The organism is Streptomyces sp. NRRL S-920 (genome assembly GCF_000717945.1).
Taxonomy (GTDB): domain Bacteria; phylum Actinomycetota; class Actinomycetes; order Streptomycetales; family Streptomycetaceae; genus Streptomyces; species Streptomyces alboniger.
Map to the genome: position 1 here is coordinate 150,601 of NZ_JODF01000016.1, position 17,258 is coordinate 167,858.

The 17,258-nt window shown below is 71.8% G+C and carries 15 protein-coding genes; 9 read left to right on the top strand and 6 right to left on the bottom strand.

Annotated features, from left to right (window positions below):
- Positions 1-16: 16 nt before the first annotated feature.
- From IG54_RS0114590 to IG54_RS0114600, 3 genes are all read left to right on the top strand, one after another.
- Positions 17-676: a response regulator transcription factor gene (locus IG54_RS0114590; protein ID WP_030782716.1), complete on the top strand. Its 660-nt coding sequence runs from the start codon at positions 17-19 to the stop codon at positions 674-676.
- 393 nt (positions 677-1,069) lie between these two features.
- The gene (locus IG54_RS0114595) at positions 1,070-3,001 is read left to right on the top strand and encodes a 2-oxoacid:acceptor oxidoreductase subunit alpha (RefSeq protein ID WP_030782719.1); all 1,932 of its coding nucleotides are present in this window, start codon (positions 1,070-1,072) and stop codon (positions 2,999-3,001) included.
- Positions 2,994-4,055: a 2-oxoacid:ferredoxin oxidoreductase subunit beta gene (locus tag IG54_RS0114600; RefSeq protein WP_030782721.1), complete on the top strand. Its 1,062-nt coding sequence runs from the start codon at positions 2,994-2,996 to the stop codon at positions 4,053-4,055. The genes IG54_RS0114595 and IG54_RS0114600 overlap by 8 nt, the downstream gene beginning before the upstream one ends.
- Before the next feature lie 37 nt (positions 4,056-4,092).
- On the opposite strand, the gene IG54_RS0114605 is transcribed toward IG54_RS0114600, so the two are convergent.
- Positions 4,093-4,464 carry a winged helix-turn-helix transcriptional regulator gene (locus tag IG54_RS0114605; RefSeq protein ID WP_030782724.1) on the bottom strand — a complete coding sequence of 124 codons (372 nt, stop codon included), beginning with the start codon at positions 4,462-4,464 and terminating at the stop codon, positions 4,093-4,095.
- A gap of 121 nt (positions 4,465-4,585) precedes the next feature.
- Between IG54_RS0114605 and IG54_RS0114610 the strand changes: the two genes are divergently transcribed.
- Entirely contained in the window at positions 4,586-5,446 is an 861-nt protein-coding gene (locus tag IG54_RS0114610) for an SDR family oxidoreductase (RefSeq protein WP_030782726.1), read from the top strand.
- A gap of 146 nt (positions 5,447-5,592) precedes the next feature.
- Positions 5,593-6,585: an EamA family transporter RarD gene (rarD, locus tag IG54_RS0114615; protein WP_051819508.1), complete on the top strand. Its 993-nt coding sequence runs from the start codon at positions 5,593-5,595 to the stop codon at positions 6,583-6,585.
- A 351-nt stretch (positions 6,586-6,936) separates the two neighbouring features.
- On the opposite strand, the gene IG54_RS0114620 is transcribed toward rarD, so the two are convergent.
- Entirely contained in the window at positions 6,937-7,851 is a 915-nt protein-coding gene (locus IG54_RS0114620; RefSeq protein WP_078594098.1) for an NAD(P)H-binding protein, read from the bottom strand.
- An 80-nt stretch (positions 7,852-7,931) separates the two neighbouring features.
- On the opposite strand from IG54_RS0114620, the gene IG54_RS0114625 reads away from it, so the two are divergent.
- The 4 genes from IG54_RS0114625 to IG54_RS0114640 all read left to right on the top strand — a co-directional run bounded on the left by IG54_RS0114625 (position 7,932) and on the right by IG54_RS0114640 (position 11,985).
- Positions 7,932-8,861, top strand: a complete 930-nt coding sequence (locus IG54_RS0114625) for an AraC family transcriptional regulator (protein WP_030782735.1) — start codon at positions 7,932-7,934, stop codon at positions 8,859-8,861.
- Between the two features lie 32 nt (positions 8,862-8,893).
- Positions 8,894-9,346 (top strand): VOC family protein, encoded by a 453-nt coding sequence (locus tag IG54_RS0114630; RefSeq protein ID WP_030782739.1) that lies wholly within the window; start codon positions 8,894-8,896, stop codon positions 9,344-9,346.
- Between the two features lie 174 nt (positions 9,347-9,520).
- Positions 9,521-11,239, top strand: coding sequence for a hypothetical protein (locus tag IG54_RS42010; protein ID WP_158708873.1), 1,719 nt, complete (start codon positions 9,521-9,523; stop codon positions 11,237-11,239).
- Between the two features lie 149 nt (positions 11,240-11,388).
- Complete coding sequence (locus IG54_RS0114640) at positions 11,389-11,985, top strand: flavodoxin family protein (protein WP_030782745.1); 597 nt, start codon at positions 11,389-11,391, stop codon at positions 11,983-11,985.
- Positions 11,986-12,002: 17 nt separating this feature from the next.
- Here the strand turns inward: IG54_RS0114640 and IG54_RS0114645 are convergent, their stop codons facing one another.
- From IG54_RS0114645 to IG54_RS0114660, 4 genes are all read right to left on the bottom strand, one after another.
- A complete protein-coding gene (locus IG54_RS0114645; protein ID WP_030782748.1) occupies positions 12,003-12,899 on the bottom strand; it encodes an ABC transporter permease in 897 nt (298 codons plus the stop codon).
- Positions 12,886-13,884: an ABC transporter ATP-binding protein gene (locus tag IG54_RS0114650; protein ID WP_051819509.1), complete on the bottom strand. Its 999-nt coding sequence runs from the start codon at positions 13,882-13,884 to the stop codon at positions 12,886-12,888. The genes IG54_RS0114645 and IG54_RS0114650 overlap by 14 nt, the downstream gene beginning before the upstream one ends.
- A 489-nt stretch (positions 13,885-14,373) precedes the next feature.
- A complete protein-coding gene (locus IG54_RS0114655) occupies positions 14,374-15,639 on the bottom strand; it encodes a LolA family protein (protein ID WP_030782757.1) in 1,266 nt (421 codons plus the stop codon).
- Between the two features lie 271 nt (positions 15,640-15,910).
- Positions 15,911-16,921, bottom strand: a complete 1,011-nt coding sequence (locus IG54_RS0114660; protein ID WP_030782759.1) for a polyprenyl synthetase family protein — start codon at positions 16,919-16,921, stop codon at positions 15,911-15,913.
- Between the last annotated feature and the right edge of the window lie 337 nt (positions 16,922-17,258).

The window sequence follows — 17,258 nt, forward strand, 5'->3', positions numbered from 1 at the left end:
AACAGTGGAGGACAAAGTGCGGGTGGTCATCGCCGAGGATTCAGTGCTGCTCAGGGAGGGCCTGACCCGGCTGCTGACCGACCGCGGACACGATGTGGTCGCCGGGGTGGGCGACGCCGAGGCGCTGATCAAGACGATCACGGACCTCGCGGCGCAGGACGCCCTGCCGGACGTGGTCGTCGCCGATGTGCGGATGCCGCCGACCCACACCGACGAGGGGGTGCGGGCCGCGGTGTACCTGCGCCACCAGCATCCGGGGCTCGGAGTGCTGGTCCTCTCGCAGTACGTGGAGGAGCAGTACGCCACCGAGCTGCTCGCCGGGTCGAGCCGGGGCGTGGGCTATCTGCTCAAGGACCGGGTGGCCGAGGTCCGCGAGTTCGTGGACGCGGTGGTGCGGGTGGCCGAGGGGGGTACGGCGCTCGACCCGGAGGTCGTGGCGCAGCTGCTCGGCCGCAGCCGCAAGCAGGACGTCCTCGCGGGGCTTACCCCGCGTGAGCGCGAGGTACTGGGTCTGATGGCCGAGGGCCGGACGAACTCGGCGGTCGCCCGGCAGCTCGTGGTGAGCGACGGCGCCGTCGAGAAGCATGTGAGCAACATCTTCCTCAAGCTCGGGCTGTCCCCGAGTGACGGAGATCACCGCCGCGTGCTGGCGGTCCTCACCTACCTGAACTCATGACGAGCTGACACCCTGCCAGTGATCGGCAGGGCCGGAAGGGCGGAAGCCGTAGCCGAGCCGGGCCGAGCCACGCCGGAGACCAGAGCCACACCAACGCCAGACCGAAGCCAGACCAGAGCCACACCGAAGCCAGACCAGAGCCAGACCAGAGCCAGACCGGAGATCAGCGCCACGCCAAGGCAGTCCTAGACCGAAGGATGAGCGGGGAGCGTCATCTATGAAGGGCCGGGGGGTAAGGCAAATCATGGCAAACCAGGACATCGATGCGTCTCAAAAGGACGTCCAAAATGCGATCTACCCGAGGAAGGCACCCCTTACAGACGTAGGGTGGGCCTTGGGAACGCCGGGCGTCCCGGCGTTATCCCTCAGCCGCCTCGAGGGAGGTCCAGTTCAGTGACCAGCCAGGTCAGTAGCCAAGCCGAGCAGGCCGACGGGGCACGCGTCGGAGAGCAACGCAAGCCCGCGGGTGAGAAGGACGTACGGCGCCTGGACCGGGTGATCATCCGCTTCGCGGGTGACTCCGGTGACGGGATGCAGCTCACGGGTGACCGCTTCACTTCGGAGACCGCGTCCTTCGGCAACGACCTGTCGACGCTGCCGAACTTCCCGGCCGAGATCAGGGCGCCCGCCGGCACCCTGCCGGGCGTCTCCTCCTTCCAGCTGCACTTCGCCGACCACGACATCCTCACACCGGGTGACGCGCCGAACGTCCTGGTGGCGATGAACCCGGCGGCGCTGAAGGCGAACATCGGCGATGTGCCGCGCGGCGCCGAGATCATCGTCAACACGGACGAATTCTCCAAGCGGGCGATGCAGAAGGTCGGCTACGACGTCTCGCCGCTGGAGGACGGCTCCCTGGACGGCTACAGCGTGCACCCCGTGCCGCTGACCACGCTGACGGTCGAGGCCCTCAAGGACTTCGACCTCTCACGCAAGGACGCGGGCCGCTCCAAGAACATGTTCGCGCTCGGCCTGTTGTCGTGGATGTACCACCGGCCGACGGAGGGCACCGAGAAGTTCCTGCGGACCAAGTTCGCCAAGAAGCCCGAGATCGCCGAGGCGAACATCGCGGCGTTCCACGCGGGCTGGAACTTCGGCGAGACCACCGAGGACTTCGCGGTCTCCTACGAAGTCGCCCCGGCCGCCAAGGCGTTCCCGACCGGCACCTACCGCAACATCTCCGGGAACCTCGCGCTGTCGTACGGCCTGATCGCGGCCGGCCGCCAGGCCGATCTGCCGCTGTACCTCGGCTCGTACCCCATCACGCCCGCCTCGGACATCCTCCACGAGCTGTCCAAGCACAAGAACTTCGGGGTGCGCACCTTCCAGGCGGAGGACGAGATCGCCGGGATCGGCGCGGCGCTCGGCGCGGCGTTCGGCGGTTCGCTGGCGGTGACGACGACCTCGGGGCCCGGTGTGGCGCTGAAGTCGGAGACCATCGGCCTCGCCGTCTCGCTCGAACTGCCGCTGCTCATCGTGGACATCCAGCGCGGCGGCCCCTCCACCGGTCTGCCGACCAAGACCGAGCAGGCCGACCTGCTCCAGGCGATGTTCGGCCGCAATGGCGAGGCGCCGGTGCCGATCGTGGCGCCGAGGACCCCGGCGGACTGCTTCGACGCCGCTCTGGAGGCGGCCCGGATCGCGGTCACCTACCGGACGCCGGTCTTCCTGCTGAGCGACGGCTACCTGGCCAACGGCAGCGAGCCGTGGCGGATCCCGGAGGTGGACGAACTGCCCGACCTGCGCGTGCAGTTCGCCTCGGGGACCAACCACACGGAGGACGACGGCACCGAGGTCTTCTGGCCGTACAAGCGCGACCCGCAGACCCTGGCCCGCCCCTGGGCGGTCCCCGGCACCCCCGGGCTCGAACACCGGATCGGCGGCATCGAGAAGCAGGACGGCACGGGCAACATCTCGTACGACCCGGCCAACCACGACTTCATGGTCCGCACCCGCCAGGCCAAGGTCGACGGCATCCAGGTCCCCGACCTGGAGGTCGACGACGCGCGCGGGGACGCCACCACGCTGGTCCTCGGCTGGGGTTCGACCTATGGGCCGATCACCGCGGCGGTCCGGCGGCTGCGCGCGGCCGGTGTGCCCATCGCCCAGGCCCATCTGCGCCATCTGAACCCGTTCCCGCGGAACCTGGGCGAGGTCCTCGGGCGTTACGAGAAGGTGGTGATCCCCGAGATGAACCTCGGTCAGCTCGCCACCCTCATCAGGGCGAAGTACCTGGTGGACGCGGTCTCGTACAACCAGGTCAATGGAATGCCGTTCAAGGCCGAGCAGCTCGCCACGGCTCTCAAGGAGGCCATCGATGACTGACGCCGGAAATGGTCTGCTGAAGCTGGTTCCCAAGGCCGAGGCGAAGCAGTCCATGAAGGACTTCAAGTCCGACCAGGAGGTGCGCTGGTGCCCGGGCTGCGGTGACTACGCCGTGCTGGCCGCCGTGCAGGGCTTCATGCCCGACCTCGGCCTGGCGAAGGAGAACATCGTCTTCGTCTCCGGGATCGGCTGCTCCTCCCGCTTCCCGTACTACATGAACACGTACGGGATGCACTCCATCCACGGCCGAGCCCCGGCCATCGCCACCGGCCTCGCCTCCTCGCGGCGCGACCTGAGCGTGTGGGTGGTGACCGGTGACGGCGACGCGCTGTCCATCGGCGGCAACCACCTCATCCACGCGCTGCGCCGCAACGTGAACCTGAAGATCCTGCTCTTCAACAACCGGATCTACGGCCTCACCAAGGGGCAGTACAGCCCCACCTCCGAGGTCGGCAAGATCACCAAGTCGACGCCGATGGGTTCGTTGGACGCGCCCTTCAACCCCGTCTCCCTCGCCATCGGCGCGGAGGCGTCCTTCGTCGCCCGTACCGTCGACTCCGACCGCAAGCACCTCACGTCGGTGCTGCGCGAGGCCGCCGACCACCCGGGCACCGCGCTGGTGGAGATCTACCAGAACTGCAACATCTTCAACGACGGCGCCTTCGAGGTCCTCAAGGACAAGCAGCAGGCCGAGGAGGCGGTGATCCGCCTGGAGCACGGGCAGCCGATCCGCTTCGGCACCGACGGCTCCAAGGGCGTCGTACGCGACCCGCTGACCGGCGATCTGGCGGTCGTCGCGGTCACCCCGGAGAACGAGCGCGACATCCTCGTCCACGACGCGCACTCCGCGTCCCCGACGACCGCGTTCGCCCTCTCCCGGCTGGCCGACCCGGACACCCTGCACCACACCCCGATCGGCGTCTTCCGCGACGTCGAGCGTCCGGTGTACGACACGCTCATGGCCGACCAGCTCGACAGCGCCATCGAGCAGAACGGCAAGGGCGACCTCGCGGCGCTGCTCGCGGGCGGCGACACATGGACGGTCGTCGGCTAGCGCCACCCGTGCGACAAGGAAGCCCGGTTCTGGAGCGTCAGAGCCGGGCTTCGTCGTACTCCCGCCGCGCCTTCTGTACGTCGTCCATGCGCCGTTCCGTCCAGGCCGCGAGGGTCCTGACCTGCTCGGCGGCCTCGCGGCCGAGGTCCGTGAGGGAGTAGTCGACGCGGGGCGGGATGACGGGCTTGGCGTCGCGGTGCACCAGGCCGTCGCGCTCCAGGGTCTGGAGGGTCTGGGTCAGCATCTTCTCGCTGACGCGCCCGATGGCGCGGCGCAGCTCGCTGAAGCGGTACGAGCGCTCTTCGAGCGCGATCAGGATGAGGACACCCCAGCGGCTGGTGACGTGCTCCAGGACCAGGCGGTAGGGGCACATCTCCTCGCCGTCGCGGCTCCAGCTACTTACGGACATGCCAGTACCTTACTTCAAAGTGGGTACTTACGGATAGTTAGTGCCGGGCCTAGGGTGAGTGGCAGACCGCTTCGAACCTCTTTGAACCGCCCCGAACGGCCACCAATAGGAGATTTAAGACATGAGCATCGTCATCACCGGAGCCACCGGACACCTCGGCCGCCTCGTCATCGAGGGCCTGCTCACCGCCGATGTCCCCGCCGGGGAGATCGCCGCCGTCGTACGCGACATGGACAGGGCCGCCGACCTCGCCGAGCGCGGCGTCGAGCTGCGGGTGGCCGACTACAACGCCCCCGAGACCCTGCGCGGCGTCTTCACCGCGGGCGACCGCGTGCTGCTGATCTCCAGCAGTGAGGTCGGGCGGCGGGTGGCGCAGCACGGCGCGGTGGTCGACGCGGCGCGCGAGGCGGGTGTGGCGCTCCTCGCCTACACGAGCATCCTGGGCGGTCCCGACGCCGACTTCGACCTGGCGGCCGAACACAAGGTCACCGAACGGCTGATCGCCGAATCCGGCCTGCCGTACACCTTCCTGCGCAACGGCTGGTACCACGAGAACTACACCGAGCACCTGGCCCCGGTCCTCGAACACGGCACCGTCATCGCCTCCGCGGGCGAGGGCCGGGTCGCCTCCGCCGCGCGCGCCGACTACGCGGCGGCCGCCGTCGCCGTCCTGACCGGCGAGGGCCACGAGGGCAAGGCCTACGAGCTGAGCGGCGATGTCGCGTGGAGCATGGCCGAGTACGCCGCCGAGGTCGCGGCGCAGAGCGGCAAGGACATCTCCTACACCGACGTGCCCGCCGAGCGGCATCTCGCGGTGCTGACCGGGGCGGGAGTGCCGGAGCCCATGGCGGCGATCCTCGTGGACGTCGACGCGGCCGTCGGCCGGGGGCGCCTCGCGGGCACGACCGGCGACCTGGCCCTGCTGATCGGGCGGCCGACCACGCCGCTCGCCGACGCGGTGTCCGCGGGGCTGCGGGGGTGACACGCGGCTCCCGGCCGCCGTGTCAGGAGTGTCACGGGCGTACGGGTATGACAGACGGGGGCTTTCGGCGCTACCTTCAGTGCGGGCCCGCGTTTTCGCCATAGGCCCGCGGGCAGCGTCGGACTGCCGTGTGCCGAGGAGGGGCCGTGGACAGCGGGGAAGCCGGACAGGCCAGGGGTGAGCAGCGCACAGGGCTGCTGAACGGTTTCGCGGCCTACGGGATGTGGGGCCTCGTCCCTCTTTTCTGGCCGCTCCTCAAGCCGTCCGGGGCCGCCGAGATCCTCGCGCACCGCATGGCGTGGTCGCTCGTCGTGGTGGGTGTCGTGCTGCTCTTCGTACGGCGCTGGGGCTGGGCGCGCGAACTGGTGCGCCAGCCGCGCAGGCTGGGCCTGGTGGCGATCGCCGCGGCGGTCATCACCCTCAACTGGGGCGTCTACATCTGGTCCGTGAACACCGGCCACGTCGTTGAGGCCTCCCTTGGATACTTCATCAACCCCCTGGTCACCATCGCGATGGGCGTCCTGCTGCTCGGCGAGCGGCTGCGGCCGGTGCAGTGGGCGGCCGTCGCCGTCGGGCTCGCGGCGGTCCTCGTGCTGGCGTTCGGCTACGGACAGCCGCCGTGGATCTCGCTCTGCCTCGCCTTCTCCTTCGCGACGTACGGCCTGGTGAAGAAGAAGGTCAATCTCAGCGGCCTGGAGTCGCTCGCGGCCGAGACCGCCGTGCAGTTCCTGCCCGCCGTCGGCTATCTGGTGTGGCTCGGCTCGCGGGGTGAGGCCACGTTCGGCACGCAGGGCGCCGGGCACGCGGCGCTGCTGGCCGCGACCGGTGTGGTGACCGCCGCTCCCCTGGTCTGCTTCGGGGCGGCGGCGATCCGGGTCCCGCTCTCCACGCTGGGGCTGCTCCAGTACCTCGCGCCCGTCTTCCAGTTCCTGCTCGGGATCCTGTACTTCCACGAGGCGATGCCGCCCGAGCGGTGGGCGGGCTTCGGGCTGGTGTGGCTGGCGCTGTCGCTGCTGACGTGGGACGCGCTGCGGACGGCTCGTCGCAACGCGTCCCGTATCGCCGCCGCCCGGCGGACGGCGGCGGCCGCGCGGCCCGCGCCGCCCGCGGTCGACGGCGAGCGGGAGCCGGCGGCCTGACCCGCGGGGCACTCCCCGCGAGCGGGCACAGTCTCCACAGCTGCCGCCGCTGGTTCCAACACCACGCGGGGCTCGTTTCGCCGCCGCTCGGCGGGCGGCGGCGGGCGGAGGTCGGCGGCCTGATGCGCGGGGCACTCCCGCGAGCGGGCCAGTCTCCACAGTTGCCGCCGCTGGTTCCAACCCCACACGGGGCTCGTATCGCCGCCACCCGGCGGACCGCGGCGGTCGCGCGGCTCGCGGCCGACGGCGGGCGGAGGTCGGCGGCCTGATGCGCGGGGCACTCCCCGCGAGCCGTCACAGCTGCCACCCCTGCCCCCGCTGCCATAACGGTCGCGGCTGCCACCGCCGGCTCTAACCCCACGCGCCCGCCGCCGCGGCCCTCTTCGCGTACTCGGTGAAGTCGCGGGGCTCGCGGCCGAGTACGTCGCGGACGCCGGACACGGGTGCGGAGTTGTGGCCCCCGGCCAGGAAGGCGAGCACCTCCGCCAGTGACGTGGCGGCTTCCTCGGGCAGGCCCCGGCCGATCAGCTCGGCCACGTACGCCTCCTCCGTGACGTCCTCGAACCGCATCGGCCGCCCCGACGCCTCCGCCATCTCCGCCACCGCTTCGGCGAAGCTCAGCGAGCGCGGCCCGGAGAGTTCGTACGTACGACCTGTGTGCCCGTCCTCGGTGAGCAGGGCGGCGACCACCTCCGCGATGTCCTCCACGTCGATGAACGGCTCCGGCACGTCGCCGACCGGCAGCGCGAGACGGCCTTCGACGAGGGGCGCGTGGAAGACGTCCTCGTCGAAGTTCTGGGAGAAGTTGTTCGGGCGGATCACCGTCCAGTCCACGCCGGCCTCGCGGACCACGCGCTCGGCCTCCGCCATGGACGGTTCGAAGGAGTCGCCGTAGACCTCGATGCCCCGGCCGGACAGGACCACGAAGCGGCGTACGCCCGCCGCCTTCGCCTGCTCGACGAAGGCGGCGATCGGCTCGGGGTCGGGCGGGCCGACCAGGTAGAGGGCGCCCACCCCGGCCAGGGCGGGGGCCCAGGTGGCGCGGTCGGTCCAGTCGAACGGGGTTTCCGCGGTGCGGGACGCGGCGCGGACGGTGCGGCCCGCCGCGCGGAGCGTGGCCACCACGCGGCGGCCGGTCTTGCCGGTGGCGCCGAGGACGAGGATGGGGGCGTCGGGGCCGGGGGCCTCGGCGGTGCTAGCGGTATCGGCGCTATCGGTGGTGATCGCGGTGACGGCGGTCGTGGGGTTCTGCGGGTTGTTGGTCATGCGTTCAGCCAACCTCCCGGGCCGCCGCGGTGACATGGGCATCCGTCTCGGGGGGATGGGTGTCCGTCTACCGTGGGGCCATGGACGCTCTGGGGGATCTGCTGCGAGGGGTGCGCGCGGACGGCGCGCTGTTCAACCGGACGGTGCTGACGCGCCCTTGGGAGACGAGCCGCGCCGACGGGGTGGCGCTCGAACTGATCACAGTGGTGCGGGGCGCGGCGCGGATCTCCGTGGCGTCGGGCGAGCCGCGGTTCCTGCGGGAGGGCGGGGCGGCGATCGTGTGCACGGGCGAGCCGTTCACGCTGGCCGCGGCGGGGGGCGGTGATCTGCGCGCGGCCGGGCTCGATGCGGGACTCGGTGCCGGGGCCTCCGCCGGATCCTCCGCCGGATGCGAACTGGTGACCGGCGCCTACCAGTTGGACAGTTCCGTCGGGCGGCGGCTGATCAGCGCGCTGCCGCCGCTGCTCGCCGTGCCGGCCGGCGAGGAGTGCATGCCCATCGTGGAGCTGATCGCCGCCGAGATCGCCGCCGACCGGCCGGGACGGCAGTACGTGATGGACCGGATGCTCGACTGGATGCTGGCCTGCACCCTGCGCGAGTGGTTCGACCTGCCCGAGGCCTGCCCTCCCGCCTGGTACCGCGCGCTCGGCGACGACGTGGTCGGCCCCGCGCTGCACGCCATGCACGACGAGCCGGCCCGGCCCTGGACGGTGGCGGCGCTCGCCGCGCGCGCCCAGGTCTCGCGCGCGGCGTTCGCCAGGAACTTCACCGACCTGGTCGGCAGGCCCCCGATGGCCTACCTCACCGAGTGGCGCATGACGCTCGCCGCCGAACTGCTCGCCGAGCCCGGCGCGACGGTCGCCTCGGTGGCGGCACAGGTGGGGTACGCCGACGGGTTCGGCTTCAGCGACGCCTTCAAGCGGATCCGGGGCATCGCGCCGAGCGGCTACCGCGCCTCGCTGGCGTCCCGCGGCGAGAACGCACGCGCCCTGAGCGCGCGCTCCGCGTGACCCGCCCCCTCGTAACCGGTATAACTAGTTACATGACCACTCTGCACTGGAAGCTAGTCATCGACGCGACCGACCCGCATGCCCAGGCCGCCTTCTGGGGCGAGACGTTGGGGTACGAGGTCGAGGACAACAGCGCGCTGATCGAGCGTCTCCTCGGCTTCGGCGCGGTGCCCGATGAGGCGGCCGTCGACTTCCGCGGCCGCCGCGCCTGGCGCGACCTCATCGCCGTACGACACCCCGATGACCCCTACGAGGAGGAGACGGGGGTGGGACTCGGCCGCCGGATCCTCTTCCAGCGCGTCCCGGAGGCCAAGACCGGCAAGAACCGGCTGCATCTCGATGTGCACTCCGCGCCCGGGTGCCGGGACGAGGAGGTGACCCGCCTGAAAGGGCTCGGCGCGACCGTCGAGCGGCACGTCAAGGAACCGGGCGGCGAGTGGGTGATCATGCGGGACCCGGAGGGGAACGAGTTCTGTGTCCACTAGGGGTGACGGGTCGGCGATGGCAGGCTTGCGGTGACGTTTCCTCCCTGACCGGACGTCAGCGAGGCGCCCGCCATCTCCGCCATCTCTGCCAGCGAGGAGGCCGTCCCTTATGGCCATGAACGGTCGGCTCGTGGAGATCGCGGCGGCGAGGACACGGTGAGCGCCGAGGAGCGGGTGAGCGTCAGGAGGGGCGCGGGGGGCGCGGCCGGTGAGGAGCCCGCGGTCGGCGAGGGGGCCGCAGGGCATGCCGGAGCCCGTGACGGAGCCGTGCTCCGGGCCCACCGGATCCTGCTCGGCGTCTGCTGCGCCTTCGCCCTGCTGTCGGCGGTCCTCGTACCGCTCACCCTGCCTCTCGGCTGGGACGAACTCGTCTACGCCAGCCGGTACTCCCCTTACGGGCCCGCCACCCCCTTCAGCGCGCCCCGCACCCGCGGAGTGCCGCTCCTCATCGCGCCCGTGGCCCTCTGGAGCGACTCCGTCGTACTCCTGCGGGTGTGGCTGACGCTACTCTCGACCGCCGCCCTGTACCTGGGGTTTCGGCCCTGGCTGCGCGTCGCGTACCAACCCTCGGTGGCCCCGGTCGCCGCCGCGCTCTACGGCGGGCTGTGGATCACGCTCTTCTACGCGAGCGCGGCGATGCCCAACCACTACACCGCCATGGGCGCCGTCGGCGCGGTCGGCCTCTTCGTCAGGTCGCGGCAGACGCCCCTCACGTACGCGGGGGTCGCGGCGGGCGTCGCCCTCGCCACCCTGATGCGGCCCAACGACGGCTTCGCCATAGGGCTGCCCCTGCTCCTCGCCGCCCTGCTGGTGCCCGCCTGGCGGGGGCGCGGCCGCGTCACGGCCGTGCTCGGGGGGCTCGCGGCGGGCGCGCTGCCCTGGGCCGTCGAGGCGTACGTCCGTTTCGGCGGCGTCCGCGAACGTCTGACGGAGGCCAGCGAGGTGCAGGGCGATCTGCGCCCGCTGCTCTCGTTCGTCCACCACCTCACGGTCATGGACGGGCCCCTGCTCTGCCGCCCCTGCGACAACGACGGCATCCGTCCCGTGGCGGCGGAGTGGTGGCTCCTGTTGTCCTTCCTGGTCGCCGTCGGCCTGTGGGCCCTCCGCCGGGGCCCCGCGGTCGGGAGCGGGGGCGGGAGCGGTAGCGGGCCCGCAGCCCGTCAGGACCTCCGTCAGGACCTCCGTCAGGACCTCCAGCAGGACCTCCGTGAGGACCGCCAGCAGATCCTCCGTCAGGACCGCCGTCAGGACCGCCGTCAGATCCTCCGGCAGGACCTCCGTCAGCCCGATGGTCCACGCATCCCCACCATCGCCCTCCCCCTCCTCACCGCCCTCGCCATCGCCCTGCCCTATCTCCTCCTCGTCCCCTACGCCGCCCCCCGTTTCCTCCTCCCCACCCACGCCCTGCTCGCCCCTACCGCCGCCCTGGGCCTGCTCACCCTGCTGGGCCACGCGCGGGCGTTCCGGCCGCGGTGGGCCGGTGTCGTCGTGCCGGGGCTCGTGCTCGGCGGGCATCTGGCCGTGCAGGTTCTCCTCGCTCACGGCAACGCCACGATCCAGGCGGGCGCCCGCGGCGACTGGACGCGGATCGCCGAGGCGCTGGAGCGGCACGGCGTCGGCAACGGCTCACGGAGCGGCAGCGACACCGACGACCCGTGCGTGCTGGACGGCAACACCGCCGTCATCCCGCTCGCCCATGTCGCCGGATGCGCGCCCGGCGGCTCGGCGGGCGGCTCGGAGGGCGGCTCGGAGGGCGGCTCGGAGGGCGATCCGCGTGAGCCGGACGCCCTCGTGCTGCGCAGGGCGGCGCCCCCGCACTGGGCGCGCGACTGGCCCCACCACGCCGTGCCCGGCACGTACGCCTCCGGGTGGGTCATCCACGTACGCCCCTAAGGGTTCAAGCTCCCGCTCCCCTAGAGCCCGGGGCGCCCAGTACCGACCCCCGCCGACCCCCTGGACGACATTGCTTGCGCATGCATATAGTGCGCGTGCAAGCAATTGCCGCGCCCGGTCGCACCGGGCCACACCCAGGGGGGATACCCATGACCCGCTCGTTCCTCTTCGTCGTCGGCAGCGCCCGCCGCGAGGGCAACACCGAGATCCTGGCCCGCAAGGCCGCCGAGCAGCTGCCCGCGGAGGTCGAGCAGCGCTGGATCCACCTCGCCGACCACCCGCTCCCCGACTTCGAGGACCTGCGGCACGACGCCACCCGCCCCCGCGCCCGGACCCGCCCCGAAGGCAACCAGGAGGCGCTGCTCCTCGACGCCACCCTCGCGGCCACGGACATCGTCATCGTCTCGCCGCTGTACTGGTACTCGGTGTCGGCGACCGTCAAGCGCTACCTCGACTACTGGGACGCCTGGCTGGAGACCCCGGAGCTGGCGTTCAAGGAGTCGCTGAAGGACCGCACCCTGTGGGGCGTGACCGCGCTCGCGCACTCCGAGGAGGAGGTGGCCGAGCCGCTGATCGGCACGCTGAACCACACCGCCGCGTTCTTCCCCATGCGCTTCGGCGGGGTCCTGCTCGGCAACGGCAGCCGCCCCGGCAACGTCCTGGACGACGAGCAGGCGCTGCTGCGCGCCAAGACGTTCTTCGCGCGGGAGGCGCCGCCGGCCCGCTTCCCCTACGACGAGGCGTGATCACGGCGGCGCCCGGCTCACGCCATGATGTCCTTCGCCCCGAACCGCGCCCACGCCGCCGAACCGAAGACGGCGGCGTAGAGCCCCTGGATCTGGAAGTTCTTGATGAGGTCGTCCCAGTAGACGGGCTCGCGCATCAGATCGGCGAAGGACAGCCAGTAGTGGGAGAAGAAGTAGGGGTGCAGGGCGTCCAGTTGCGGGATCTGGTCGAGGATCTGGACGGTGATCAAGAGCCCGACCGTCGTCGCCATCGCCGCGATGCCGCTGCTGGTGAGCGTCGAGACGAACAGGCCGAGCGCCGCCACACCGATCAGTGACGCGGCGACGACGAGCGCGATGAGCAGGGCCCGCGCCAGCCCCTCGCCGAAGCTCATGCGCGTACCGGAGATCGTCGTGACCTCGCCCAGCGGGAACAGCAGCGCGCCCGTCGCGAGCGCGGACGCGGCGACGACCAACGTCGCGACCAGGCAGAACGTCAGCGTGGTCGCGTACTTGACGAGGAGCAGCCGGGTGCGTCCCGCGGGCGCGACCAGCAGATAGCGCAGGGTGCCCGCGTTCGCCTCGCCCGCGATGGCGTCGCCCGCGACCACGCCGATCGCCATCGGCAGGAAGAACGGCAGCGTCGCGGCGAGCGCGGTGAAGACCAGGAACAGGCCGTTGTGGGTGACCTGCGCGATGAACGCGGGGCCGCCGCCCTCACCGCCCCCGCCGACCGTCGAACCGTCGCTCGTCTCGATCCTGACGGCGACGCCGACGAGTACCGGCACGGCCGCGAGCACGCCGAGCAGCGCGATGGTCCGCCAGCGGCGGAAGGTGATCACCAGCTCGCTGCGGAAGAGGCCGAGCGTCCAGATCCACCGCGGCTCCCTCGGGGCGCTCGCCCCGGATACGTCCACGACCTCAGCCCGCGACATCGAAGCCCTCCCCGGTGAGCGCCACGAACGCGTCCTCCAGCGAGGCCCGTTCGAGCCCGAAGCCGCGGACGCGTACGCCCGCGCCGACCAGCGCGGCGTTCAGATCGGCGAGGTCCGTCTCCCGGCCCGAGCCGTCCTCGCCCGGCGGCTCGCCCGTCACGCGGTCCTCCGCCAGGACGAGGTCGCTCACGCCGTGCTCCTTCAGGACGCGGGCCGCCTCGCCCGGGTCCGGTGTCGTCACGACCAGCCTGCCGCGCGCGCCCGCCGCCAGCTCGGCGACCGGGCCCTGGGTGATCAGGCGGCCCCGGGTCATCACGGCGGCGTGCGTGCAGACCTGCTCGATCTCGTCGAGGAGGTGCGAGGAGAGGAAGACGGTCGTGCCCTCGGACGCCAGCTCCCGCACCAGGGTGCGGATCTCGCGCATGCCCTGCGGGTCGAGGCCGTTCGTCGGCTCGTCCAGGACGAGGAGCCTGCGCGGCTGGAGGAGGGCGGCCGCGAGGCCGAGCCGCTGCTTCATGCCCAGCGAGTACGCCTTCGCCTTCTTGCCGGCAGCCGCGGTCAGGCCCACCCGGTCCAGCGCCGCCTCGGCCCGCGTCCGCCGGGTGCGGGGGTCGGCGGCCGGGTCGGCGGAGTCGTACCGCAGGAGGTTGTCGCGGCCCGAGAGGAAGCCGTAGAGGGCGGGGCCCTCGATCAGCGCGCCCACGTGCGGGAGCACGGCGCGGGTGGCGCCGGGCATGGGCCTGCCGAGGACCCGGGCGGTGCCCGAGGTCGGCTCGATGAGGCCCATCAGCATGCGGATGGTGGTCGTCTTGCCCGAGCCGTTCGGCCCGAGGAACCCGAAGACGCTGCCTTCGGGGACGGCGAGGTCCAGCCGATCAACGGCGAGATGCCTGCCGTAACGCTTGGTGAGCCCGCGCGTCTCAATGACGTACGCCGCCCCGCCCCGGCCACCGGGCACCCGGGCCCCGCTCCGGCCACCGGCCACCCGGGCCCCACTTCCTCCGCCGAGCACCCGGCCCTCGTCCCGGCCACTGGGCTCCTGGCCCTCGCCCCGGCCACCGGGCTCCCGGACCCCGCTCCGGCCACCGGCCACCCGGGCCCCACTTCCGCCGCCGGGCACCCGGCCCTCGTCCCGGCCACTGGCCTCCCGATCCCCGCCTTGGCCGCCCGGCTCCCGGCCCCCATCCCGGCCGCCGGGCTCCAGTTCCCCGTCGAGCGCGTCGGCACCACACACCGGCCCCCCATCACGCGGCTCCGCACCACCGGCCGTCGCTCCACCGGCCGTCGCTCCACCCCCAGGCGGCTCCTCGTCACCCTCCGCCCGCGCCTCGCCCGGCGTGGGCCATCCCCCGATGGTGTCCGGCACCGCTTCCTCCCGTCACCCGGCTCCCCGGCTCCCCGGTTCGCCGCTCCCGGTGTTCCACGGTGGTGCCGCCACCCGGCGCCGCCGTGGAACACCGCTCAGGCCCCACGCCTAGTGGGCCGCGTTCGCCGCCTTGACCAGCGCGTCCTTCGTGACCGCGCCCGCGTACACCGTGCCGTCGTCCGTGATGAGGGCGTTCACCAGGCGGGTCGAGAAGACCGTGCCGGAGCCGAACTTGCCGCTCACCTGGTCGCCCAGCGAGTCGAGCAGCCTCTGCGCGTCCGGCGGGACATCGCCCGAACCGGACGTCGGCAGGCCCTTGCCACCGGGCAGCTTCAGCTCGGCGATCGCGCTCCAGCCCTTGCCGATGACCTTCAGGTCGTCCAGGCCGTTCAGGTCCTCGTCCCTGAACTTCTTGCCGCCCTTGTTCCTGTCCTCGGTGTCACGCTCGCCCGCGGCGTCTTCATCCGCCTCGGTGACCTTCGCGCCCTTGGGCGGCGCGAAGTCGAACGTGTCCGCCGACGGCTTACCGAAGTCGACCTTCGTGAAGCCCGCGTCGATCACCGCGGCGCCCCCGGCGGCCGGGGTGAGGGTGAACTTGAGCGGTGTACCCGTCTTCGCGTCCACGGCGACCGTGATCCGGCCGACCGTCGAACCGGCCTGCTTCGGCTCGATGACCAGGCGGTACGCGTCGCGGCCCGCGACCTGCGCGGTCCCGTCGACCTTCACCGACGTCGTGTCGTCGACGGCCTTCAGCGCCTGCTCGGCGAAGTCCTCGGGCGTGGCGGGAAGATCCTTCCGGGCCTCTCCCTTCGGGGCCTCTCCCTTCCCGGACTTGTCGCCCGAGACCTGGAAGCCCTTCGCGTGGTACGCCTCGTTCGACGCGCTGTCGTACGCCCACATCTCGTCGCCGTTGTGGATCAGGCTGTACTCGGAGGCGTCGCCGAGGACGGACACCTTCTGCTTGTCGGGGCCATCGGCCGCGACCCGTAGGGTGTGCGTGCCCGAGGCCAGCTCCATCAGCTTGTCCTTGGGGTCGGCGGCCGAGCCCTCGCCGTCGCCGCCGCGGTCCGCGCCGCCACCGCCGCCGAGCCCGCCCGGCACGCCGCCCAGCGACGGCAGGCCCAGATCCGTGCTGATCTTGACGTTGCCGGAGAGCTGCTGCGTGTCCGACGCGGCTATCTTCTCGACGAGTTCCTGAGCCGTGACCTTCGGCAGATCCGGGTCGCCCGAGGTGGCGAGCGCCGGGACGAGCCCGATGGTCGCCGCGGCCACCCCCGCCACCGCGACCGGGACCACGTAACGCGCCGCCTTGCGGCGGCCGGTGCGCAGCTCCCCGGCCTCACTGGTGTCCTGTTCCGGTTCGTACGGTGCCATTGTGTGCCCTACCTCCGTGGTCGGCGGCGGCCTTCCCTGTACGTGCTTGTACGTGCATACATGCGTACGTGCCATCGTCCACCCCGCGCCGCCATTCTCACCCGAATTGGTCAGGAGTGGTGGTCCTTGATGGGTTCTATCCGATCAAATCGGCCGACGTTTGGCGTCAGACCCCGGGCGCAACTCCACGTACTGCCCAGGGATGACATGAAGCGGCGGCGCCTCCCCCGTCCCGTAGGGGTGACGCCGCCGACCGTCGGTACCGGATCGCTCAGCCGGCCCGGTGCACGACCAGGTCGCAGAGTTCCACCAGGGAGATCTTCGCGTCGCACGCCGGCAGCGGCGCCAGCGCGGCCCGCGCCTCCTCCGCGTACCGCACGGTGTCCCGGCGGGCCTGCTCCAGGGCGGGGTGCGCGCGCAGCAGGGCGAGCGCCTCGGCGTGCCGGGCGTCGTCGGTGAGATCGGAGTCGAGCAGCTCGCTCAGGGCGATGTCCTCGGCCAGGCCGAGCCGCGCGACGCGCTCGCGCAGCCGCAGGACGGGCAGGGTGGGGATGCCCTCACGCAGGTCCGTGCCCGGCGTCTTGCCGGACTCGTGCGAGTCGGAGGCGATGTCGAGCACGTCATCGGCGAGCTGGAAGGCGACGCCGAGCCGCTCGCCGTACTGCGTCAGGACGTCCACGACCGTCTCGTCGGCGCCCGACATCATCGCGCCGAACCGGCAGGCCACGGCGACCAGCGAGCCCGTCTTGCCGCCGAGCACGTCGAGGTAGTGGTCGACCGGGTCGCGTCCCTCGCTCGGCCCCGCGGTCTCCAGGATCTGTCCGGTCACCAGGCGTTCGAACGCCTCGGCCTGGATGCGGACGGCCTCCGGACCGAGGTCGGCCAGGATGTACGAGGCGCGGGCGAAGAGGAAGTCACCGGTCAGCACGGCCACGGAGTTGCCCCAGCGCTGGTTGGCGCTCTCGACGCCGCGACGCACGTCCGCCTCGTCCATCACGTCGTCGTGGTAGAGCGTCGCGAGGTGCGTCAGTTCGACGACGACGGCGGAGGGCACGACGCCCGGCGCGTACGGGTCGCCGAACTGGGAGGCGAGCATCACGAGCAGCGGGCGGAAACGCTTCCCCCCGGCGCGGACGAGGTGCTGGGCGGCCTCCGTGATGAAGGGGACCTCGCTCTTGGTGGCCTCTAGCAGGCCCTCCTCGACAGCCGCCAACCCTGCCTGGACATCGGCTTCGAGAGCCTGGTCCCGCACGCTCAGCCCAAAAGGCCCGACGACGGTCACGAGAGGTTCTCCTGTCTGCTGACGATCACATGGCGAACTCGGTCGATCATTGGATCTCGGTCGATGACACGGTTTGTCGATGTGTCGCTGCCATCACTCAAGTCAGCGTATCCGGTCGCGTTTCGATCACAGCGAGCACCTGCCCGCACAAACGCGGCCGGGCACTCCCCGATCACCACCGGTATGTTCGTGATCAGCCCATACGACCGACAGGACCGACCCGCACCACTACGCGGGCAACGACCGGGAGCATCCGCTTTGTCCCGTACTACTGGCGAGTACGAGCCGTCGGCGGCACCGTCGGCGGACCCGCCCCCGGGCGGCGATGACGTGGGGC